Source organism: Hydrogenophaga sp. SNF1, from assembly GCF_034421675.1.
GTDB classification, from domain to species: Bacteria; Pseudomonadota; Gammaproteobacteria; order Burkholderiales; family Burkholderiaceae_C; genus Hydrogenophaga; species Hydrogenophaga borbori.
On the sequence record NZ_CP139793.1, the window covers coordinates 2,466,165 to 2,487,051 of the forward strand.

The following is a 20,887-nucleotide window of genomic DNA, read 5'->3' on the forward strand; positions in this document are numbered from 1 at the left end:
GCCCTCAGGCCCCCGGTCGTTCGCAGACCACGGTGAACATGGGCACCTGGCGGTTCTGCGAGGGCTGGCTCTGCTCGTGCAGGATGACCCGCGCGTCGGTGAAGCCCAGCAAGCCCAGCGTGGAAACGAAGAACTGCGGTGTGAACAGCCACCAGGTGTCGACCTGCTGCACGCCGCGGTGCGGCTGCAGCTGGCACAGCGCGCGCGGACCGAGCGACGGGTCGTAGAGCTCGGTGACGATCACCGTGCGCCGCGTGCGCGCCGCCACGCTCTGCACCATGTCGAAGGGCCGGCGGCAGTGCAGCAGCACCGAGGCCATCAGGCCGACGTCGAACTCGCCGAGCTCGGCCGGCAGGGCGTAGGGATCGGCCTCGATCAGGCGCACGCGCGAGCGGCGTTGCCGGTGCACGTACCAGAACGAATTGCGCACGCCTTCGATGGAGCGCGTGAACCCGTGGCGCCACCGCGGCGTGTCGAAACCTTCGTGGGGCACCACGTCCCACAGGTGCGACATGGGCGGCTCCAGGCAGGTGACCTGGGCGCCGGCCGCTTCCATGTGGAAGGACAGGTGGCCGCTGGCGGGGCCGATCTCCAGCACCGAACGGCCGCTGAAGTCCACGCCGCCCAGGTACTGCGCCGTGTTGGGCCGCAGGTCCCAGTCACCCACCACCTCCTCGCCATCGGCCAGCGTGGTGGAGTGGTAGAACAGACAGTCCTCGCGGCGCGGCTGGCGGGGTGGCACCTCGCGCACGGCGGCGTGCGCGGGCATTGGCGGCGGCGGGGCCGCGGGCGGCGCGGCAACCGGCCGGTGCGGCGCCGTGCGCGCGGCGTGCAGCTGCAGCAGGCCCAGCAGCCGGGCCTCGGTGGACGCGGTGCCCGCCACGTGGGCGGCGCCGCGGCGCAGGGCGGCCGCGCGCTGCGCTGCCGCGCCGGGGCCGTGCAGGTGGCGCAGCGCCGCCGCCCAGTCGGCCAGCGGCGCCTCCAGGTCCAGCACGGCGCCGCCGTCGCCCACCAGTTCGGGCAGCGCACCGCGCCGGCTGGCCAGCACGGGCAGGCCATTGAGCTGGGCCTCCACCACGGTGCGGCCGAAGGATTCTTCCCAGACCGAGGGCATGAGCAGCACGCGCGACTGGCCGAACACCTCGCGCATGCCGTCGCTGGGCCCGCGCCACTCGACGTTGCCCAGCCGCGCCGCGCGCGCCTGGCCATGGGCCCGCCAGGCCGCGTTCAGGGGCCAGCTTTCCATCACCAGGAAGGGCAGCTCGGGACAGGCCGCGGCCAGCTCGAACAGGCGCTCCACGCCCTTGATGGGCGTGGGGTTGACGAACAGCACCTTGTCGCCCTGGCGCTCGGCCCGGTAGGCGGGGGCCGAGACGGTGGGTGGGATCACCGCGCAGTCCAGGCCGTAGAGCGCGCGCCAGCGCCGTGCCGTGAAGTCGGAGTTGGCCAGGTAGAGCAGCGAAGGGTCGGCCACCAGGTGGCCACCGATCTGGTGGGTTTCGACGTTGTGCAGGTAGACGGCCGTGGGCCGGCCGGTGTCCAGGCTGGCCAGCACCAGCGAGCTCAGGTAGGTGCCGCTCTGCACCACGATGGCGTCGGGCTCCCAGGCGGCCACGGCCTGGGGCAGGGCCTCCAGGGGCCGCGTCGCGCGCAGCACGGGGTAGCCCAGGTGCTCGTCGCGGCTGAACGGGGCGTCGGCGCCAGCGGCCTCGGCCTGTCCGCACAGCACGGCGGCCTCGGCCCCCAGTTCGCGGATCGCCAGGCAGAGGTCGTGGGTGGTGGTTTGCAGGCCGCCGGTGACGTCCGGCAGGTGCGGGTAGCTGGAAACAAACAGGACGCGCATGGCGGCGAGGGGCGGCGCTCGCGCCAGGGCGCGGTGGGCCGCCGGTCAGGGTGGAGGGCGCCGGCGGCCGGGGTTCAGGACACCTGCAGCACCTGAGAGGAACCCAGCAGGTCCCTCAGGGTCAGGGAAGGGTTGCTGCCGGCGTTGTTGTCCACGATGCCTTTCAGGCGGTCGTTGGCCAGGATGCCGCCCGGATTGCTGGCGCCGCCCGGGAGGCTGCCGGTCGAGAGGAGCTGGCCGGTGGGGGCCGGCGGCGGGTTGCCATTGGCGGTATTTCCCGTCGGGCGCGACTCGAGCCGGTTGAGCATGGCGTTGAGGTTGGTCGTGGCGGTGCGTTGCGGCGTGCCGACGCCGTTGCCCGACATGTCGACGCCAAAGCCGGCGCGGGTGATCGTCGTGGTGTTGCCGTCGCTGCTGGTCGCGCGCATCTGCTGGCCGAACAGGAAGGTGCCGCTCGTGCGATCGCTGCTGGTGTCCACCAAGGCGATGCCGCCCAGGAGTTCGATCTTGCCGTGCGGCGTGGCGATGACGGTGGCGGTGGTCTTGCTGATCTGCCCGCCCACGACGCGCACCACGCCCTTGGCCAGGCCGAGCCGGATCTGGCCCTGGCGGGTGGCGGGGTCGAAGCGGAATTCGTCGATGGTGAGTTCGGAGTCGGGGCCCAGGGTCAGGGCCGACTGGTCAAGAAAGAGCAGGTGCAGCTGGCCGTTGGCGTCGGTGCGCAGGCGCTGGCCGGGCAGCACGCTGCTGCCCACCACCATCACTTCGTTGTTCCCGGTGACGGTGCCGCCGGGCGCGACCGCCGTCACCACGCCGGTGCGGTTGGCCGATGCCGCGGGGCCCTGGGCCATGGTCGTGGGCAGCGCAGCGGTCGACAGGGCAGCGGCGAGCCACCAGTCCTTGGAAATCGGCGGGGTCATATCGGGGTCCTCGGGAAACGGTCTTGAGAGGGGGGCCGTGGGTGGGCGCGGGCGTCAGAAGCGGTAAGCGGCCGCCACGAACAGCGAGGTGTTCTTGCTGTCGTAGTTGGGCAGCTTGCTGTCCGTCTTCACATGCTCCAGCTGCACCAGCAGGGACCAGGCCGCCGACAGCGGCACCGTCTGGCCGATGCCGATGCGCCATTCGGTGTCGCGGCGCGCGACGTTCGGGTCGATGGCCGGGTCGGCCGCGTCGTAGGCGCGCCGCTGCAGGCCGCCCCAGACCGAGGTGGTCCACAGGCCGCCGCCCTTGAGCGGGCTGGCGTAGCTGCGCAGGTAGGTCACGCGCGCTTCCTGGCTGTCGTTGTCGTAATAGCGCCGATCGGTGCGCTGCCAGTACGCGCGCAGCTCGCCGCTGAGCAACTGGCCCGGTGCGAGCTCGCGCGTCAGGCGCACGCGCAGCAGCTTGCTGGGGCCGCCGAGTTCGCTGGCGGCGGGCACGTCGATGCGGGTGGCGTAGTCGACGTCGCGGTATTCGAGGCCGCCGTCGACGAGGGTGCGCTCGTTGAGGCTGTAGGCTGCGTCCAGGCCCAGGCCGTAGTTGCTCAGGTAACGGTGACCCTGGGCCGACAGCGTGGCGGCGATCAGGTGCGGGCGGATGCTCAGGCCGGGCAGGCCGGCCGGCGAGGGCTTGAAGCGCAGGCCGGAGGTGAGCTCGACCAGGGCCAGGTTGTACGGATCGGTCTGGTTCACCTGCAGCGTGCTGCCGGACGAGGAGCTGAACTTGACGATCTGCGCGGCGAGCGAGCTGACGATGGCGGCCTCGTTCTGGCGGCCCAGGTCGTACTGGTGGTCCAGGCGCAGGCCCAACTGCAGGTCGGTGTCCGACTGGGGCTTGAGCGCGTCGGGCACGGCCACCGGCGCGCCGGCGGCCAGCACCGTGTCGCGGCTGGTGCGCGAGCTGGGGTTGGTCTGGGCCCGCAGGCCCAGCAGCACCTGGCCGTCGAGGCGCGAGACCTGGGTGCGCTTGCCGATGTCGCGCAGCAGGGTTTCGGCCTGGCCTCGCTCCACCGGCCCCAGGCGCGGGTCGTCCAGGGCGCGGCGCAGCATGCCGGCGGCCATGTCGTAGGAGCCGAGGCGGTAATACAGCACGCCCAGGTCCAGGCGCACGGAGGGCGGTGCGTTCGGGTCCAGCAGCAGGCGCTCGAGGGCGGCGATGGCGCCTTCGTGGTTGCCCGACTGTTCCAGCAGGCGCGCATAGCGCGCGGTGGCGTTGCCGTCGGCGGGCGATTGCAGGGTCTGGCGGAAGGCTTCGTCGACCTGGCTTTGCAGGGGCGCGTTGGGCGCGGTCTGGGCCCAGGCGCTGGAACAGAACAGAGCCGTTGCCAACAATTTGATAGCAAAGACCTCAGGAGAATGGCAGGCCGTGGGGCGCTTCAATTGGGATTCCTCCTGGATGGCTGGGGCTGGCTGAAAGGTCGCGGGCGATTGTTACATATTTGCAAGCACGCTTATCATTCTCGGCCCGTACCCGGAGGGCCCTGCGGTCCTCGGGCCGACTGTGTTTCGACCGACGCCCAGCGTCTTCTGATGGCCGCGATTCCCTCTCTTCCCGTGGCGCCGCCGGCGCCCCGGCACCCGCTCGATTTCCGCTTTGGCGCCCAGGGCCCGAAGGCCCGCACGGTGTTGGTGTATGGCAACTGCCAGACCCCGTACCTGGCGCGCATGCTCAGCGCCCTGGACGACCTGAACGACGACTACCGCTTCGTGGCGGCCCTCAACCACGCGCAGCCGGGTGATGCCCAGGCGCTGCCGGTGGCCGACGAGGACCTGCACAACGTGGCGCTGCTGCTGCGCCAGCACGAGATGGCGCCCGGCAACCCGGCCTTGCAGGCGATCGAGGCGCGCCTGCCCCCGGGCTGTCCGGTCATCACCTTCCCGAGCTACCTGCTGAACTGCCTGTGGCCCTTCGAGTGCGCCGAACCGCGCGAGCGCCACGACCCGGCCTATCCGACCTGGAAGCGCTACCCGACGGGTGACCTGGTGGCGCTCGAAATCGCCGAAACCGGTCTGAGCGGTCCGATCGCCGTGGCCGCCTACATGGACCTGTCCGCGCGCAGGATGCCCGACCTGCAGCGCCGCCTGGAGGACGACCTGGACCTGATGCGCCTGTTCGACGGCCACTGCGACGTGCGCATCGCCGACCACGTGGTCGCGAACTTCCGCGACCAGCACATGTTCTGGACGCGCGGCCACATGTCGGCCGCCGCGATGCGCGAGCTGGCGCGCCGCGTCGCCGATCAGGCCCGCCGCGTGATCGGCGGCCAGGCGCAGCGCGCCGAGCTGTGCCTGGACGCGGCCATGGACTTCGAGGGCATGGGCGGCGTGCAGATGCCTGTCCACCCGCTGGTGGCCGACGCCCTGAAGCTGAGCTATTGCCCACCCGACCGCACCTACCAGTGGGCGACGCAGCAGTGGACCTTCTACGAATACATCGAGCGTTACATCGCCTACGACACGAGCTGGTAGCCTGGGGCCGCAGTGCCCGGGCACGCGCCCGCTTCCATTCCCTTTTTCCCGACCTGAACCCGCCATGCCGCAGCAACGACCACTTGGACCCTTCACCGTCTCGGCCATCGGCCTGGGCTGCATGAACATCTGCCACGCCTACGGTCCGCCCGTGCCCGAGGCACAGGCCGAGCGCCTGCTGCTGGCCGCGCTCGACGACGGCGTGACGCACTTCGACACCGCCGCGCTCTACGGCTTCGGCGCCAGCGAAACCCTCATCGGCAAGGTGCTGGCCCCGCACCGCCACCGCTTCACCCTGGCCAGCAAGTGCGGCATGCAGGGCGTGGACCTGAAGGGCGACGGCCAGTTGGTGCGTGTGATCGACGGCCGGCCCGAGACCCTGCGCGCCACCTGCGAGGCCTCGCTGCGCCGCCTGCGCACCGAGGTGATCGACCTGTACTACCTGCACCGCTGGGACAAGCAGGTGCCGGTGGAGGAGAGCGTGGGCGCGCTGGGCGACCTGGTGCGCGCGGGCAAGATCCGCGCGGTCGGCCTGTCCGAGGTCTCGGCCGCCACCCTGCGAAAGGCGCACGCCGAGTACCCCATCAGCGCGGTGCAGACCGAGTACTCGCTGTGGACGCGCAACCCCGAGATCGCGGTGCTCGATGCCTGCCGCGAGATCGGCGCGGCCTTCGTCGCCTTCAGCCCGACGGCGCGCGGCTTCCTGGCGATCGACCTCGACCCGCAGGCGTTCGACGCCAAGGACATCCGCCGCGCCATGCCGCGTTTCACGCCCGCGCACTGGGCCGCCAACCAGCGCCTGCTGCCGGCCTACCGCGCCCTCGCGGCCGAGGTGGGCTGCACGCCCGCGCAGCTGTCCATCGCCTGGCTGCTGCACAAGGCGCCGCACATCCTGCCGCTGCCGGGCACGGGCAACGTGGACCACCTGCGGGAGAACAACCGCGCCGACGGCGTGCGCCTGAGCGCCGACGTGATGCAGCGCCTGGAGGCGCTGATCAACCAGCACACCGTGAGCGGCAACCGCTACAGCGAGCAGTCCAACCGCGAGGTGGACACCGAGGTGTTCGCGTGAGCGCCACCCCGGGCGCCGGGCGTCCCATCCTGGTGGTGGCCGCCGGCCAGACCTTCGACGAGCTGAGCCGCGCCGAAGGCGATTTCCCCGACTGGATCGCGCGCGGCCTGGGCGATGGCGTGACGCTGCGCCACGCCGACGCGCGCGAGGCGCCGGACTACCCGGACCCGCGCACGCTCGGCGGGGTGGTGGTGAGCGGCTCGCACGCCATGGTCAGCGACCGCGCGCCCTGGAGCGAGCACCTGGCGCGCTGGCTCAAGGACTGCGTGGCGGCGGAGCTGCCGGTGCTGGGCATCTGCTTCGGCCACCAGCTGTTGGCGCACGCCCTGGGCGGCGAGGTGGACCGCTTGCCCGAGGGGCCGGAGGTGGGCACGCGCGAGGTGCGGCTGGGCCCCGAGGCCGGCGACGATGCCCTGCTGGGGGCCTTGCCGGCCCGCTTCCCCGCGCAACTCATCCACTACCAGTCGGTGCGGCGCCTGCCGGCGGGCGCGGTGCCGCTGGCGCGCAGCGACATCGAATCCCACCAGGCCTTCCGCGTGGGGCGGCGCGCCTGGGGCGTGCAGTTCCACCCGGAGTTCTCGGCGACGGCCATGCGCGGCTACCTGGAGCGCCTGAAGGGCGAGCTGGGCGAGGAGGTGGAGCGGCGCCTGGACGAGGTGGGCCCCACGCCCCAGGCGGCGCAGGTGCTGCGCCGCTTTGCCGAGCTGACCCGGCAAGCCTGAGCGGCCGCCGCTACCGCGGCCGGTCCTGGTGTGGGTGGGCCGGCGGGCTGTCCGCCGGCCGCGCCTCGACCGCCTGGCGAAAGCGCGACAGGGGAACATGGCCCAGGCGATGGACACGCTGAGCAGGCCGGTGGCCCGCACGATCAGCAGCAGGTCGCGGCCGATCGGGGTGGATGTCACCGCGCCCAGCAGCGAGCGGTCGTGGGCGGCGTCGGCGGCATCGTTGGCGGTGGTCCAGGACAAGCAGGATGCGCATGCCGTGGGGCCGCCTCAAGGCCGCACCGGGCGCAGGCAGCCCAGGTCGCCTTCGGGGCAGTTGAGCTGGCGGCGCAATTCCTGGGTGCGCTCGCGGGTCAGCCGCGTCTGGCAGTGCAGGCGCACCATGGGTTCGGCGCTGCCGCCGCGCACCGCGCTGGCCTCGAACCCGCAGGTCGCGGTGCGGTAGGTCAGCCAGTCTTTCTGGGCGGTGCGCAGCAGGGTGCGCCTGGCGGGGTCGAGGCGCGCGGACAGCTCGCGCAGCACCGCCGCGTGGGCCGCCTGCGCGTGTTCGAAGTCCTGGTAGGCGCAGGCGGTGAGTTGGCGCTGCGTTTCGGCCCGGGCGCAGTCGGCCGGCAGGTCGTGGGGCGGCTTCGCCGCGGGTGCGGTGGCACCGGCCGAGTGGGCGAACAGCCCCAGGCAGAGCAGGGCGGCGAGACGAGGCATGAAGGGTCCTTCCTGGCGGGACGCGGCGACGGACCATTCTCCGCCGAAACAAAACGACAAGAAGCGATACCGCCACGAGACCCGGTGTCGGCGCGCGCCGCGCACCATGGCGGCCACGTTCCACCCCGTCCCATGAAAGGACCCGTCATGAAACCCTGGATCAAGCGAACCCTCATCGGCCTCACCAGCGTCACCGTGCTCGCGGGCGGCCTGGCGGCCTGCGGCCACCGCGCCCACCAGGCCGAGGGCCCGGCCTCGGCCGAGCGCGTGGCCGAGTGGCGCGGCAAGGCGGTCGATCGCGTGACCCGCAAGCTCGACCTCACGGCCGAACAGCGCCAGAAGCTGGAGCTGCTGGCCGACAAGCTGATCGCGCAGCGCAGCGCCATGATCGGCCAGACCCCCAGCCCGCGCGCCGAGATGAAGGCCCTGGTGGCCGGCGAGAAGTTCGACCGCGCCCGCGCCCTGCACCTGCTCGACGAAAAGACCCGCGCGCTGCAGCTCACCACGCCCGAGGTCATCACGGCCCTGGCCGATTTCTACGACAGCCTGAACGCCACCCAGCAGGCCGAGGTGCGCGAGTTCCTCGAGAAGCGCCGCGGCTGGTTCCACCGCGGCTGAGCGGGGCGCGCCATGTCGCCCGCGCTGCAAGCCATCGCCCACCCGCTGCGCGAGCACGGCCCCGTGCTGCTGGCGGATGTGAACGACCCGCACGACGAGGTGCTGGCCCTGGTCTGGGGCCCGCGCTTCGACCGCGAGCACGCGATGTGGCTGTGGTCGCGCCTGTCGCGGCGCGCGCCGCAGCAGGCCGTGCCGGTGCTGCCCGCGCTCATGGGCGCGGCCGAGCGCTTCGATGCGCTCGATGTGCCCGCGCAGCGGCGCGTGCGCCGGCTCATCCTGCGCCACCGCGCCCTGCGGGCCGCGTGGGCGGTGTGAGAATGCGCGAATGCCCCGCATCCTGCTGATCGACGACGACACCCAGCTCGGGCCCCCCCTGGCGAGCTACTTCCAGCGGTTCGATCTGGCGCTGGTGCATGCGCACACGCCCAGCGAGGGCCTGGAGCATCTGCGCCGGGGCGGCTTCGACGCCGCCATCCTGGACGTGATGCTGCCCGAGATGGACGGCTTCGAGCTCTGCCGCACCATCCGCAAGGACAGCGACATCCCCATCGTCATGCTCACCGCGCGCGGCGACGTGATGGACCGCGTGGTCGGCCTGGAGTTGGGCGCCGATGACTATTTGCCCAAGCCCTTCGAGCCGCGCGAGCTGGTGGCGCGCGTGCAGACCGTGCTGCGCCGCCGGCCGACGGTGGCGGCGGCCGCGTCCGACGTGCTGGCCTTCGAGGGCCTGAGCATCGACCCCGCGCGGCGCCAGGTGCTGCGCCAGGGCGAGGCGGTGGACCTCACGGGCACCGAATTCGAGCTGCTGCACCTGCTGGCGCGCGAGGCCGGGCGCGTGCTCAGCCGCGACGACATCCTCAACCACCTGCGCGGGCACGAGGCCGAGCTGCTCACGCGCGCGGTGGACATCGTGGTGAGCCGCCTGCGCAAGAAGCTGGAGCCACTGGACTGCATCAAGACCCTGCGCAACGCGGGTTACTCGCTCGCGCTGCGGCGCGCACCGGCACCGCGCCCATGAAGCCGGCCGCCGACCACCGTCCGCGCTGGCGGCATTCGCTCAAGCTGCGCCTGCTGGGCGTGTTCCTGCTGCTGGCCTTCCTGGTGGCTTTCATCTTCATCGGCGGCGCGCAGAAGGCCTTCACCCTGGGCTGGAAGGAGGCCGGGCGCCCGCTGCTGATGGACTACGTGACGCGGCTGGCGAACGACGTGGCGCCCCAGGGCCGGCCCGATGTCGAGAAGGCCCGTGCGCTGGTGGAGCGCCTGCCCATCGTCACCATCGACATCACCGGGCCGGTCGTGCAGTGGCGCTCGCACCCGGCACTGCCGCGCCCGCACTGGCGCAAGGACAGCGGCGCCGACGACTGGAACGACGACGAGAACTGGCGCGCCCTGGTGCAGCGCCGCACGGCCGACGGGCACGTGATCGAGTTCGGCCTGAACGACACCGCCATCGAACGCCGCCCGCGCCTCTTCGTTTTCGCGCTGGCGGCCCTGCTGGTGGTCACCGGGCTGGCCTTCTGGTACGTGCGCCGCCTGCTGAGTCCGCTCGACGCCATCCGCGCCGGGGCCATGCGGTTCGGCGCGGGCGATTTCTCGCAGCCCATCGCCGTGCCCGCGCGCCGCTGCGACGAGCTGGGCCAGCTCGCGCAGACGGTGAACACCATGGGCCAGGACATCGAGCAGATGCTGCAGGCCCAGCGCGCGCTGCTGCTGGCCATCAGCCACGAGCTGCGCAGCCCGCTCACGCGCGCGCGCCTGAACACCGAGCTGCTGCCCGAATCGCCCGAGGTCAACCCGCAGCGCGAGGCCCTGCTGCGCGACCTGGGCGAGATGGCGCGCCTCATCAGCGACCTGCTGGAAAGCGAGCGCCTGGCGGGCCGCCACGCGGCCCTTAATCGGGAGCCCACCGAGCCGGCCACGCTGGCGCGCGAGGTGATCGCCGAACTGGCGGCGACGCGGCCCGAGGTGCGGCGCATCGGCCTGCGCCTGGACGAGGGCTTGCCCCTGGTCTTGCTGGACCGCGTGCGGGTTCGCCTGCTGCTGCGCAACCTGCTCGACAACGCGCTGCGCCACGGCGCGGAGGCGGCCACGCCGCCGGAGTTGCGCGTGGAGCGCGTGGACGGTGGGGGGCTGCGCTTCGTGGTGCGCGACCATGGCCCGGGCGTGCCCGAAGACCAGATCGCGCACCTGGCCCAGGCCTTCTACCGCCCGGACAGCGCCCGCACCCGGCACGCGGGTGGGGTGGGGCTGGGGCTCTACCTGTGCCGGCTGGTGGCGCAGGCGCATGGTGGGCGCTGCGAAATCCGCAATGCCCACCCGGGGCTGGAGGTGAGCGTCACACTGCCGGCGCAGGCTTGAGGCGCAGGGCGCGAGACCTGCCGGCATGGGGCAGGGGGCAGGGGAACCGGGTGTTCAGAACCGCCTTGCCAGGGACCGTTCTGCACCCGTTTTCCGCCGGTTTTCGACCGATTGGCCGAGGGGGTCCCGGCCTAGAGTCGCGGGCTATGTACCGGCCGCTGCCCCTGGATTCCTTTGCCTTGCACGAACCCGTTCCGGTCAACATCTGGGACGCCAAGGGCGTTCTGCTGCTGCGCAAGGGCGAGACCATCACCTCGGAGCAACACCGTGGCGTGTTGCTGCTGCACGCGCCGGTGGTGCTGGCCAGCGACTGGCAGGCGCTGAACTACGGCTACACCGCCTCGCTCGACCGCATGGTGCGGGACAACCAGGCGCTCAATCGCATCGCCGGGCTGAGGGCGCTGTCGGCCTCGCCGGCCGAGGTGGCGGCGCGCGACGCTGGCGTGTCGGTGCCCGAGGCCTGGGCCGAGCTGCACGCCACCCTGGCGGCGCTGCTGCACCAGGGGGCCAGCGCGCACCAATTCCTCGAACGTGTGCTGCGCGTGCAGTCGCAGGGCGAGCAGCTCTGGCACGACCAGGCCGACAACAGCCTGCTGGTGCTGGTGCAGCTGCTCTTTGACACGCGCGTGTCCTACAGCGCCACGCACGCGCTGCTGGCCGCCGGCCTGTGCGCCCTGGTCGCGCCCCTGGCCGGGCTGGACGAAAAGCAGCGGCGCGCCCTGGTGCTGGCCGCGCTGACCATGAACCTCGGCATGACCCGCGAGCACGACGAAATGGCTCGCCAACCGGGGCCGCTCAGCTCGGCCCAGCGCAAGGTGGTGCGTGAACACCCCCAGCAAAGCGTGGCCCTGCTGCGCCAGCTGGGCGTGCTGGACGCCGAATGGATCCGCCTGGTGGCGCAGCACCACGAGAAACCCGATGGCACGGGCTACCCCAAGGGCGAGCGGGTCGACCGCATCACCCACCGCCTGCTGCAGATGGCCGACGTGTACGTGGCCTGCATCAGCCCGCGCAGAAGCCGCGGCGCGCTGCTGTCGCAGCAGGTGGCGCGCGAGCTGTACATGGGCGGCCACCGCGCACCCGACCAGTTGGGCGCGCTGTTCGTCAAGAGCGTGGGCTTCTACCCGCCCGGCAGCTACGTGCGGCTGGCCAGCGGCGAGCTGGGCGTGGTGGTGCGCCGGGGCGAGAAGGCCAACGAACCCCGCGTGGCCGCGCTGGTGGGCCGCCAGGGCCTGCCGCTGGGCGAGCCCGTGCTGCGCGACACGGCCGATCCGGCCTGGGCGGTGGCCGCCAGCCTGCCGCCGGGCGAGGTGAAGGTCATCGTCAACGTGGACCGGCTGATCGCGCGCGGCTGAGCCGCGCCGGTGGACCACGGCCCGCGGCGAGGGGGGCCTCAGCGCCGGATGCGCGCCAACCGCTCCTGCAGCGTCGCCGCCGACAGCTCGCCGATGCGCGTGGCCACCAGGCGCCCGTCCGAGTCGAAGAACAGCGTGGTGGGGAACGCCTTCTGCTGAAAGGCCGCGCCGGCGGCGCGCGCCTCGTCGATGAGCGCGTTGTCCAGATCCAGGCCGCGCGACCGCAGCCAGGCCCGCACCTGGTCCGCCGCTTCGCCCTGGTTGAGGAACACGACGTTCACGTCCGGCGACTGCCGCTGCGCGGCCGCCAGCACAGGCATTTCCCGCACGCAGGGCGGGCACCAGGTGGCCCAGAGGTTGATCACGGTGGGCTTGCCCTGGAAGGCCCGCAGGTCCACCTCGGCGCCTTGCAGGGAGCGCACCGTGAGCGCGGGGAGGCGCCGGTCGGTGTCGGGCAGCGCGCTCAGCGCGCCCATGCCGGCGACGAAGACGGCCGTGCCGGCCAGCAGCGCGGAGCGCAAGGCCGGCCAGGTCTGGGGCGCACGCCGGCGGGCGCGGACGAGGGCATACAGCCAGGCGCCCAGCAGCCCGGCCACGGGGTTCCAGCCGCCGTCGCGGATGTCGAGCATGCTGAGCGGCTCGGCCAGGTAGGCCGAGCGGTACTCGACGATGAATGCGATCCGCGCGAGCAGGGCGCCGGCCCAGAGCGCGCCCCACAAGGCATCGCCCGGATCGACGCCCTGGCGCCTGCCCAGCCACCGGCCCAGGGCCCAGGCCACCAGCAGCGAGGCCAGCACGGCGCCCAAGCCCCAAGGCAGCACCAGCGGTCCCAGGGTGATGGCGGGGTTCATGTCGTGTGGGCTCCTGGGGGGATGGCGGCGCGCTGGCGCCGGGATGGGACAATAAGAGGTTCGGGTGCAGGCCTTGTGGGCCGCGCGAGGCGCGCCGGGCCGCCGCACCCGATGGACCGTTCTCCGATGGAAAAGATTCCCCCCACACCACCATTCAGTCCATGGCGCCTGTCCGTCGCGCCGATGATGGACTGGACGGACCGCCACTGCCGCTTCCTGCACCGCCTGCTGACGAAGCGCACGCTGCTCTACACCGAGATGGTGACGACCGGCGCGCTGATGCACGGCAGCGTGCAGCGCCACCTGCGCTTCAACGCCGAAGAGCACCCGGTGGCCCTGCAGCTGGGTGGCAGCGAGGCGGACGAGCTCGCCCAGGCCGCCCGCCTGGGCGAGCAATGGGGTTACGACGAGATCAACCTCAACTGCGGCTGCCCCAGCGAGCGCGTGCAGCGCGGCGCCTTCGGGGCCTGCCTGATGGCCGAGCCGCACACCGTGGCCGATGGCGTGAAGGCCATGCGCGACGCGGTGTCCCTGCCGGTGACGGTGAAGCACCGCATCGGCATCGACAAGACCGAGAGCTACGACTTCGTGCGCGACTTCGTCGGCACCGTGGCCGAGGCGGGCTGCGAGGTTTTCATCGTGCACGCGCGCAACGCCTGGCTGCAGGGCCTGTCGCCGAAGGAAAACCGCGAGGTGCCGCCGCTGCGCTACGGGCTTGCGCACCGCCTCAAGCGCGACTTCCCGCGCCTGACCATCGCGGTCAATGGGGGCATCACCACCAATGAGCAGATCGCCGAGCACCTGCAGCACGTGGATGGCGTGATGCTGGGCCGCGAGGCCTACCACCACCCCTGGCTGCTCACCCGCTGGGACGAGGCCTTCTTCGGCGCGCCACCCAGCGCCCTGGACCGCGACGCCGTGGAAGACGAAATGGTGCGCTACATGGAGCGCGCCCACGCCGAGGACGGCTGTCCCTGGTACGCCATCGCGCGCCACATGCTGGGCCTGCGCCACGGCTTGCGCGGCGCACGCAAGTGGCGCCAGGTGTGGAGCGACCACCGCCTCAAGCCGCTGCCGCCGCGCGAGGTGTGGCGCCTGGCGCGGGCGCACGTGAGCGACGAGACCGAGACGCTCGCCGCCTGAACGGCGGTGCCCAGGGTGGGACGGCGCTCAGGCCGCCCGCAGCATGGCCTCGGGCGTGTCGTTGATGGTGGTGCGGCGCAGCTCGCGCCGCTCGCTGATGTCGTAGCGGCGGCCGCGGTGCAGGGTGCTGCGGTTGTCCCAGATCACCAGGTCGCCCGGCATCCATTCGTGCACGTAGACGTTCTCGCGCCGCGTGGCGTGCTCCAGCAGATCGCTCAGGTACATGCGGCCTTCGGCGATCGGCCAGCCGATCACCTCGCGTGCGTGCACGCCCACGAACAGCACCTTGCGGCCCGAGCCCGGGTGGGTGTCCGCCAGCGGCCAGACCGCCGGCGGGATCTCCTTCTTCTGGTCGTCGGTGTAGGCGTCGTCGCCCAGCAAGATGCGCGTGTGCAGCGCGAAGTGCTCGGCCTGGAGGTCTTCGATCTCGGCCTTCGTGCGCTCGTCCAGCGTGTCGTAGGCGTGGCGCAGGTCGGCGAACTCGGTGTTGCCGCCCCAGCTGGGCGTGATCACGCAATGCAGCATCGAGTAGGCCGCGCGCGGGTTCATGAAGGAGCTGTCGCTGTGCCAGAGCTGGTTGGCGAAGTTGGAGAGGTTCTTGGGCGAGTCGCGGTGCGCGACCTTGCCCTGCGCGTCGACGTTGGAGATGTCGATCAGGCGCTCATCCTCCAGGCGCTCGGGGCGTTTGAACACGCGCTTGAGGCCGATGTCGAGCGGGCCGAAGTGCCGGGCGAAGTCGAGCTGCTGCTGGGCCGACAGGGGCTGGCCGCGAAAGACCAGCACGGCGTGTTCGTTCATGGCCGCGTTGATCGCGCGAACGTCTTCGGGCGCGAGCGGGCGGGTGAGGTCCAGGCCGCTGGCCTCGGCGCCGAAGACGGGGTGGATGGGCTTGAGTTGCAGGGAGCTCACGGTGCGGTGTCCTTCGGATTCATTCCTGTTCGATCTTGGCTTCGGTGACGATGCGGCCCCAGCGCTTCATCTCCGAGGCGATGAAGGCATCGAACTGCTCGGGCGTGGAGCCCACCACCTGCAGGCCGAATTCCTGGGCGCGCTTTTGCACGTCGGCGCTGGCCAGGGCCTTCGCGGTGTCGGCCTGGATCTTCTGCAGCACCGGCTTGGGCGTGCCGGCGGGCGCCACGAAGCCGAGCAGGGCACCGACGTTGAAGCCGGGGATGGTTTCGGCGACGGTGGGGTAGTCGTGGCCCGCCACGCGCTTGTCGCCCATGGTGGCGATGATCTTCATGCGGCCGCCCTGCACGTAGGGCAGGATGGACAGGAAGGGATCGACCACCAGGTCGAGCCGCCCGCCCATGAGTTCGGTGTGCGCGGGCGCGCTGCCTTTCATGGCGATGTGCTGCATCTCGAAGCCGGCCTCGCGCTTGAGCAGCTCGGCGCCCAGGTGCGTGGTGCTGCCGGCGCCGGGCGTGCCGTAGTTCAGCTTGCCGGGGTTCTTGCGGGCGTAGTCGATCAGTTCGCGCAGGTTGTTGAAGGGCGCGTTGGGGTGGGCCACGATGGCCAGCTGCATGTTGAAGAGCTGTGTGACGCCGGCCAGGTCCTTCTGCGTGTCGTAGGGCAGTTTCTTGCGCAGCGTGGGGTTCACGGCCAGCGAGGAGTTCACCATGCCGATGGTCTGGCCGTCGGGCGCCGACTTGGCGACGAAGTCGGCGCCGATCACGGTGCCGGCGCCGGGCTTGTAGTCGATGATCACCGGCTGGCCCCAGGTCTCCTGCAGCTTCTGGCCGAGCAGGCGGCCCACGGTGTCGGTCGGTCCGCCGGGGGGGAAGGGGATGATGATTTTCACCGGGCCCTTGGGAAAGTCCTGGGCGGCGGCCGGTGCGAGAGCGGCCAGCCCGAGGGACAGGGCGAGAGCGGTGTGCTTGATCCAGTTCAAAGTGTGTCTCCGGGTGGTTTAGTTAAAATGGAACGTCGTCTCAAAATTATATAGGCGAGAAGAAAAAATGGAACATCGTCTCGAAAAACGCGCGGTGGGTGGCGCGCCGGAAGAGGCCGTCGCTTCGGGCAAGGACGAGGTCAGCGCGCTGGCGCGGGGGCTGGCGGTGCTCAAGGCCGTGGCGGAGGCGGATGAGCCGCTCTCCAACCGCGAGCTGGCCGAGGGCACCGGCATCCCCAAGGCCACCGTGTCGCGCCTGGCGGCCACGCTGCTGTCCAGCGGCTTCCTGCGGCAGACCGCCGGCAGCGAGCGCTTCAGCCTGGGCCCGGCCACTTTGCAGCTGGGCAACGCCTACCTGCGCACCTTCGATTTCCGCCAGCGGGCCCGGCTGCACCTGGCGGAATTGGCCGAGGCGGCGGGCGCCAACGTCCATCTGACGGTGCGCGACGGCCTGGACATGCTGCTGATCGATACCCTGCGGCCGCGCTCGGCGCTGATCCTGTCGCGCATGGACGTGGGCTCGCGCATGACCATCGCCACCTCGGCCGCCGGCCGCGCCTACCTATCGGCCCTGCCGCCGGCGCAGCGCGCCGCCCTGTACGACGAGATCCGCGCCTCGGTGGGCGAGGCGGCCTGGCCTCAGACGCAGTCGCGGCTGGAAGCGGCGGCGCAGGAGCACGCGCGGCTGGGCTACTGCAGTTCGTTCGGCGAATGGCACCCCGACATCCACGCCCTGGGCTTCAGCCTGCGCGGCGTCGAAGGCGAGCTGTACGGCGTGAGCGTGGGCGGGCCGGCCTACAAGCTGCCGCGCGAATGGCTGGTGGAGAAGGTCGCGCCCCAGCTGCTGGAGACGCGGCGCGCGATCGCACGCGAGATCGGCGAGGACTGAGCCGGGCGGGGCGCCGGCCGCGGCCTCAGGTGGCGGCTTCGAGTCCGCTGGCGAAGTGCTCGCGCATGCGCTGCATGGCCTGCGCGCCGTCGCGCCCGCGCAGGGCGGCCATCACGGCGCGGTGCTCGGCCAGCGACTCCTCGATGCGGCCCGCCTTGAACAGCGAATGGTGGCGGTTGAGCTTCATCACCTTGCGCAGGTCGCTCACCATCTGCAGCCGCCAGCGGTTGTCGGCCAGCTCCAGCAGGCGCAGATGAAAGCGCTCGTTGATGGCGAAGAAGCGGTCGCGCTCGTGCACCGCGCCTTCCAGTTCGCCGTGCAGGGCGGCCAGTTCGTCCAGCGCGGCGGCGTCGCCGCGCGAGGCCACTTCGCCGGCGGCGTCCGATTCGAGCAGCGACAGCAGGTGGTAGACGTCGCGCAGGTCCTTCTCGGACACTTCGGTGACGTAGGCGCCGCGGCGCACCTTCATCGTCACCAGGCCTTCGGCGGCCAGCACCTTCAGGGCTTCGCGCAGGGGGGTGCGGCTGATGCCGTACTCCTCGGCGATCTTGAGTTCGTCGATCCAGCTGCCCGGCTCCAGTTCGCGCTGGAAGATGCGCTGGCGCAGCCGTTCGGCCACTTCCTCGTACAGCGCGCGCGGCGCCAGGGAGGGGGCGGTGGGGGTGGCGGTGTCGGTGTCCATGCAGGCGCCGATTCTATCCGCGCATTGAAATTCTGCATCAATAATTATGAATGATGTACACTCGCCGTGGTGCCTGAGCCGCAGAACACCTGGGCCCTTGCCTTGCTCCCGCCGTTTTCCACGCCCGCCGCCATGAGCCAACACCCCGACGCCTTCGCGCGCGCCACGCTGTCCGACTGGACCAAGGCCGCCGCCAAATCCGCCCCTGGCGGCCCGCTTGACGCGCTGACCTGGACCACGCCCGACGGCATCGCCGTCAAGCCGCTGTACACCGCGGCCGACCTGCAGGGCCTGGCCTACACCGACACGCTGCCCGGCTTCGAGCCCTTCATCCGCGGCCCGCAGGCCACCATGTACGCGGTGCGGCCCTGGACCATCCGCCAGTACGCGGGCTTTTCCACCGCCGAAGAGTCGAACGCCTTCTACCGCAAGGCCCTGGCGGCCGGCGGGCAGGGCGTGAGCGTGGCCTTCGACCTGGCCACCCACCGCGGCTACGACAGCGACCACCCGCGCGTGACGGGCGACGTGGGCAAGGCCGGCGTGGCCATCGACAGCGTGGAGGACATGAAGATCCTGTTCGACGGCATTCCGCTCGACAAGGTCAGCGTCAGCATGACCATGAACGGCGCGGTGCTGCCGGTGCTGGCGGGCTACGTGGTGGCGGCCGAAGAGCAGGGCGTGCCGCAGGACCAGCTCAGCGGGACCATCCAGAACGACATCCTCAAGGAGTTCATGGTCCGCAACACCTACATCTACCCGCCCGAGCCGAGCATGCGGATCATCGGCGACATCATCGAGTACACGGCCAGCCACATGCCGAAGTTCAACTCGATCAGCATCTCGGGCTACCACATGCAGGAGGCCGGCGCCAACCAGGCGCTGGAACTCGCCTTCACCCTGGCCGACGGCAAGGAGTATGTGAAGACGGCCATGGCCAAGGGCCTGGATGTCGACGCCTTCGCGGGCCGCCTGTCCTTCTTCTGGGCGGTGGGCATGAACTTCTACCTCGAGATCGCCAAGATGCGCGCGGCCCGCCTGCTGTGGTGCCGCATCATGAAGGGCTTCGGCGCGAAGAACCCCAAGAGCCTGATGCTGCGCACGCACAGCCAGACCTCGGGCTGGAGCCTGACCGAGCAGGACCCGTACAACAACGTGGTACGCACCACCATCGAGGCCATGGCCGCGGTGTTCGGCGGCACGCAGAGCCTGCACACCAACGCGCTCGACGAAGCCATCGCGCTGCCCACCGAATTCAGCGCGCGCATCGCGCGCAACACCCAACTGATCATTCAGGAAGAGACCCACATCACCAGCGTGGTCGATCCCTGGGCCGGCTCCTACATGATGGAGACGCTGACGCAGCAGATGGCCGACGCGGCCTGGGCCATCATCGAAGAGGTCGACGCCATGGGCGGCATGACCAAGGCGGTGGACAGCGGCTGGGCCAAGCTCAAGATCGAGGCCGCCGCGGCCGAGAAGCAGGCACGCATCGACTCGGGCAAGGACGTCATCGTCGGCGTCAACAAGTACAAGCTCAAGAACGAAGACGCGGTCGAGATCCTCGACATCGACAACGTGAAGGTGCGCGAGGCGCAGATCGCGCGCCTGAAGCGCGTGCGCGCCGCGCGCGACGATGCCGCGGTGAAGGCCGCGCTGGCCGCGCTCACCGAGGCCGCCGGTTCGGGGCAGGGCAACCTGCTCGATCTGTCCATTCAGGCGGTGCGCCTGCGCGCCACCGTGGGAGAAGTCAGTGATGCCCTTGAAACCGCCTTCGGCCGCCACCGCGCCGACACCCAGAAGGTGACCGGCGTGTACGCCGCCGCCTACGACAGCGCCGAAGGCTGGGCGCAGCTGCAGAAGGAGATCGCCGATTTCGGCGAGCAGCAGGGCCGCCGCCCGCGCGTGATGATCGCCAAGCTCGGCCAGGACGGCCACGACCGCGGCGCCAAGGTGGTGGCCACGGCCTTCGCCGACCTGGGCTTCGACGTCGACATGGGCCCGCTGTTCCAAACGCCCGAGGAGTGCGCGCGCCAAGCCATCGAGAACGACGTGCACGCCGTGGGCGTGAGCACGTTGGCGGCCGGCCACAAGACCCTGGTGCCGGCCATCATCGCCGAGCTGCGCAAGCAGGGCGCCGACGACATCGTGGTCTTCGTGGGCGGCGTGATTCCGCGCCAGGACTACGACTTCCTCTACGAGGCCGGCGTCAAGGGCATCTACGGCCCGGGCACGCCCATCCCGGCCAGCGCCAAGGACGTGCTGGAACAGATCAAGAAGGCGGTGGCTTGAGCCTGGCCGCGTCGCCGCAGACCTTGCTCGACGCCATCGTGCAAGGCCAGGGCATGGCGCAGCGCCGCGCCATGGCCAAGGCCATCACGCTGCTCGAGTCCACGCGCGCCGACCACCGCGCCCAGGGCGACGAGCTGCTCACCGCGCTGCTGCCGCGCACCGGACGGGCCTTCCGCCTGGGCCTCTCCGGCGTGCCCGGCGTGGGCAAGAGCACCTTCATCGAGGCGCTGGGCCTGCACCTGATCGGGCAGGGCCAGCGCGTGGCCGTGCTCACCATCGACCCATCGAGCACGGTCTCGGGCGGCTCCATCCTGGGTGACAAGACGCGCATGGAGCGGCTGTCCATGGACGAGCGCGCCTTCATCCGCCCCAGCCCCAGCGGCGGCACCCTGGGCGGCGTGGCCGAAAAAACGCGCGAGGCCCTGCTGGTGTGCGAAGCCGCCGGCTACGACGTGGTGATCGTCGAGACCGTGGGCGTGGGCCAGAGCGAGACCGCCGTGGCCGGCATGACCGACTGCTTCGTGCTGCTGCAGCTGCCCAACGCGGGCGACGACCTGCAGGCCATCAAGAAGGGCGTGATGGAGATCGCCGACCTCGTGGTCATCAACAAGGCCGACATCGACGCCGACGCCGCGACGCGGGCGCGCGCGATGATCACCTCCGCCCTGCGCCTGCTCGGCCAGCACGGGCGGCCCGAGCACGCGGCGCACGACGCCACGCACTGGCACCCCACGGTGCTGCAGCTCTCGGCGCTCAAGGCCCAGGGCATCGCCGCCTTCTGGGCCGAGGTCCAGCGCTTTCGCCAGGTGCAGAGCGCCAACGGCGAGCTCGCCGCGCGCCGCCAGCGCCAGGCCAAGGCCTGGATGTGGGAGCGCATCGACGCCGGCCTCAAGCAGCGCTTTCGCGAACACCCGGCGGTGCGCGCCGCGCTGGCCGACACCACCACGCAAGTGCTCGATGGCCGCCTGCCCGCCAGCACCGCGGCGCGGCAGCTGCTCGCGCTGTTCGACTGAATTCTCTGGAGAA

At 71.2% G+C, this 20,887-nt stretch carries 20 protein-coding genes; 12 read left to right on the forward strand and 8 right to left on the reverse strand.

Annotated features, from left to right (window positions below; translation table 11 throughout):
- Window positions 1-4 precede the first annotated feature (4 nt).
- From SOM08_RS11715 to SOM08_RS11725, 3 genes are all read right to left on the reverse strand, one after another.
- The gene (locus SOM08_RS11715) at window positions 5-1,843 is read right to left on the reverse strand and encodes a glycosyltransferase (protein WP_322468989.1); all 1,839 of its coding nucleotides are present in this window, start codon (window positions 1,841-1,843) and stop codon (window positions 5-7) included.
- 74 nt (window positions 1,844-1,917) lie between these two features.
- Window positions 1,918-2,763, reverse strand: a complete 846-nt coding sequence (locus SOM08_RS11720) for a FecR family protein (protein WP_322468990.1) — start codon at window positions 2,761-2,763, stop codon at window positions 1,918-1,920.
- Between the two features lie 54 nt (window positions 2,764-2,817).
- Complete coding sequence (locus tag SOM08_RS11725; RefSeq protein WP_322468991.1) at window positions 2,818-4,149, reverse strand: surface lipoprotein assembly modifier; 1,332 nt, start codon at window positions 4,147-4,149, stop codon at window positions 2,818-2,820.
- Window positions 4,150-4,350: 201 nt separating this feature from the next.
- Here SOM08_RS11725 and SOM08_RS11730 point away from each other — a divergent pair, with 201 nt between their 5' ends.
- The 3 genes from SOM08_RS11730 to SOM08_RS11740 all read left to right on the forward strand — a co-directional run bounded on the left by SOM08_RS11730 (window position 4,351) and on the right by SOM08_RS11740 (window position 7,083).
- Window positions 4,351-5,289, forward strand: coding sequence for a WcbI family polysaccharide biosynthesis putative acetyltransferase (locus SOM08_RS11730; RefSeq protein ID WP_147326163.1), 939 nt, complete (start codon window positions 4,351-4,353; stop codon window positions 5,287-5,289).
- Window positions 5,290-5,353: 64 nt separating this feature from the next.
- On the forward strand, window positions 5,354-6,361 hold the full coding sequence (locus tag SOM08_RS11735; RefSeq protein ID WP_322468992.1) for an aldo/keto reductase: 1,008 nt from the start codon (window positions 5,354-5,356) through the stop codon (window positions 6,359-6,361).
- Complete coding sequence (locus SOM08_RS11740; protein WP_245980769.1) at window positions 6,358-7,083, forward strand: glutamine amidotransferase; 726 nt, start codon at window positions 6,358-6,360, stop codon at window positions 7,081-7,083. The genes SOM08_RS11735 and SOM08_RS11740 overlap by 4 nt, the downstream gene beginning before the upstream one ends.
- A gap of 270 nt (window positions 7,084-7,353) precedes the next feature.
- Here SOM08_RS11740 and SOM08_RS11745 read toward each other — a convergent pair whose 3' ends face one another.
- Complete coding sequence (locus tag SOM08_RS11745) at window positions 7,354-7,785, reverse strand: lysozyme inhibitor LprI family protein (RefSeq protein WP_322468993.1); 432 nt, start codon at window positions 7,783-7,785, stop codon at window positions 7,354-7,356.
- A gap of 147 nt (window positions 7,786-7,932) precedes the next feature.
- On the opposite strand from SOM08_RS11745, the gene SOM08_RS11750 reads away from it, so the two are divergent.
- The 5 genes from SOM08_RS11750 (at window position 7,933) to SOM08_RS11770 (ending at window position 12,116) form a co-directional block, all read left to right on the forward strand.
- Entirely contained in the window at window positions 7,933-8,403 is a 471-nt protein-coding gene (locus SOM08_RS11750) for a Spy/CpxP family protein refolding chaperone (RefSeq protein ID WP_322468994.1), read from the forward strand.
- 12 nt (window positions 8,404-8,415) lie between these two features.
- Window positions 8,416-8,718, forward strand: coding sequence for a hypothetical protein (locus SOM08_RS11755; protein WP_181936395.1), 303 nt, complete (start codon window positions 8,416-8,418; stop codon window positions 8,716-8,718).
- A gap of 10 nt (window positions 8,719-8,728) precedes the next feature.
- On the forward strand, window positions 8,729-9,421 hold the full coding sequence (locus SOM08_RS11760; RefSeq protein WP_116957422.1) for a response regulator transcription factor: 693 nt from the start codon (window positions 8,729-8,731) through the stop codon (window positions 9,419-9,421).
- A complete protein-coding gene (locus tag SOM08_RS11765; RefSeq protein ID WP_322468995.1) occupies window positions 9,418-10,761 on the forward strand; it encodes a HAMP domain-containing sensor histidine kinase in 1,344 nt (447 codons plus the stop codon). The genes SOM08_RS11760 and SOM08_RS11765 overlap by 4 nt, the downstream gene beginning before the upstream one ends.
- Before the next feature lie 179 nt (window positions 10,762-10,940).
- Window positions 10,941-12,116 (forward strand): HD-GYP domain-containing protein, encoded by a 1,176-nt coding sequence (locus SOM08_RS11770; RefSeq protein WP_322468996.1) that lies wholly within the window; start codon window positions 10,941-10,943, stop codon window positions 12,114-12,116.
- Window positions 12,117-12,154: 38 nt separating this feature from the next.
- Here SOM08_RS11770 and SOM08_RS11775 read toward each other — a convergent pair whose 3' ends face one another.
- Complete coding sequence (locus tag SOM08_RS11775) at window positions 12,155-12,967, reverse strand: TlpA disulfide reductase family protein (RefSeq protein ID WP_322468997.1); 813 nt, start codon at window positions 12,965-12,967, stop codon at window positions 12,155-12,157.
- Window positions 12,968-13,150: 183 nt separating this feature from the next.
- On the opposite strand from SOM08_RS11775, the gene dusA reads away from it, so the two are divergent.
- Window positions 13,151-14,110, forward strand: coding sequence for a tRNA dihydrouridine(20/20a) synthase DusA (gene dusA / locus SOM08_RS11780; RefSeq protein ID WP_245980768.1), 960 nt, complete (start codon window positions 13,151-13,153; stop codon window positions 14,108-14,110).
- Between the two features lie 27 nt (window positions 14,111-14,137).
- Here dusA and SOM08_RS11785 read toward each other — a convergent pair whose 3' ends face one another.
- Both SOM08_RS11785 and SOM08_RS11790 read right to left on the reverse strand, forming a co-directional pair.
- Window positions 14,138-15,019 (reverse strand): TauD/TfdA dioxygenase family protein, encoded by an 882-nt coding sequence (locus tag SOM08_RS11785; RefSeq protein WP_116957417.1) that lies wholly within the window; start codon window positions 15,017-15,019, stop codon window positions 14,138-14,140.
- Window positions 15,020-15,038: 19 nt separating this feature from the next.
- Window positions 15,039-16,001, reverse strand: a complete 963-nt coding sequence (locus SOM08_RS11790) for a tripartite tricarboxylate transporter substrate binding protein (protein WP_116957416.1) — start codon at window positions 15,999-16,001, stop codon at window positions 15,039-15,041.
- A 67-nt stretch (window positions 16,002-16,068) separates the two neighbouring features.
- On the opposite strand from SOM08_RS11790, the gene SOM08_RS11795 reads away from it, so the two are divergent.
- Entirely contained in the window at window positions 16,069-16,890 is an 822-nt protein-coding gene (locus SOM08_RS11795; protein WP_116957415.1) for an IclR family transcriptional regulator, read from the forward strand.
- 25 nt (window positions 16,891-16,915) lie between these two features.
- Here the strand turns inward: SOM08_RS11795 and SOM08_RS11800 are convergent, their stop codons facing one another.
- Window positions 16,916-17,572: a GntR family transcriptional regulator gene (locus SOM08_RS11800; RefSeq protein ID WP_116957414.1), complete on the reverse strand. Its 657-nt coding sequence runs from the start codon at window positions 17,570-17,572 to the stop codon at window positions 16,916-16,918.
- Window positions 17,573-17,704: 132 nt separating this feature from the next.
- Between SOM08_RS11800 and scpA the strand changes: the two genes are divergently transcribed.
- Window positions 17,705-19,861, forward strand: a complete 2,157-nt coding sequence (gene scpA / locus SOM08_RS11805) for a methylmalonyl-CoA mutase (protein ID WP_322468998.1) — start codon at window positions 17,705-17,707, stop codon at window positions 19,859-19,861.
- 53 nt (window positions 19,862-19,914) lie between these two features.
- Window positions 19,915-20,874, forward strand: a complete 960-nt coding sequence (gene meaB / locus SOM08_RS11810) for a methylmalonyl Co-A mutase-associated GTPase MeaB (protein WP_416187016.1) — start codon at window positions 19,915-19,917, stop codon at window positions 20,872-20,874.
- The last annotated feature ends 13 nt before the right edge of the window (window positions 20,875-20,887 follow it).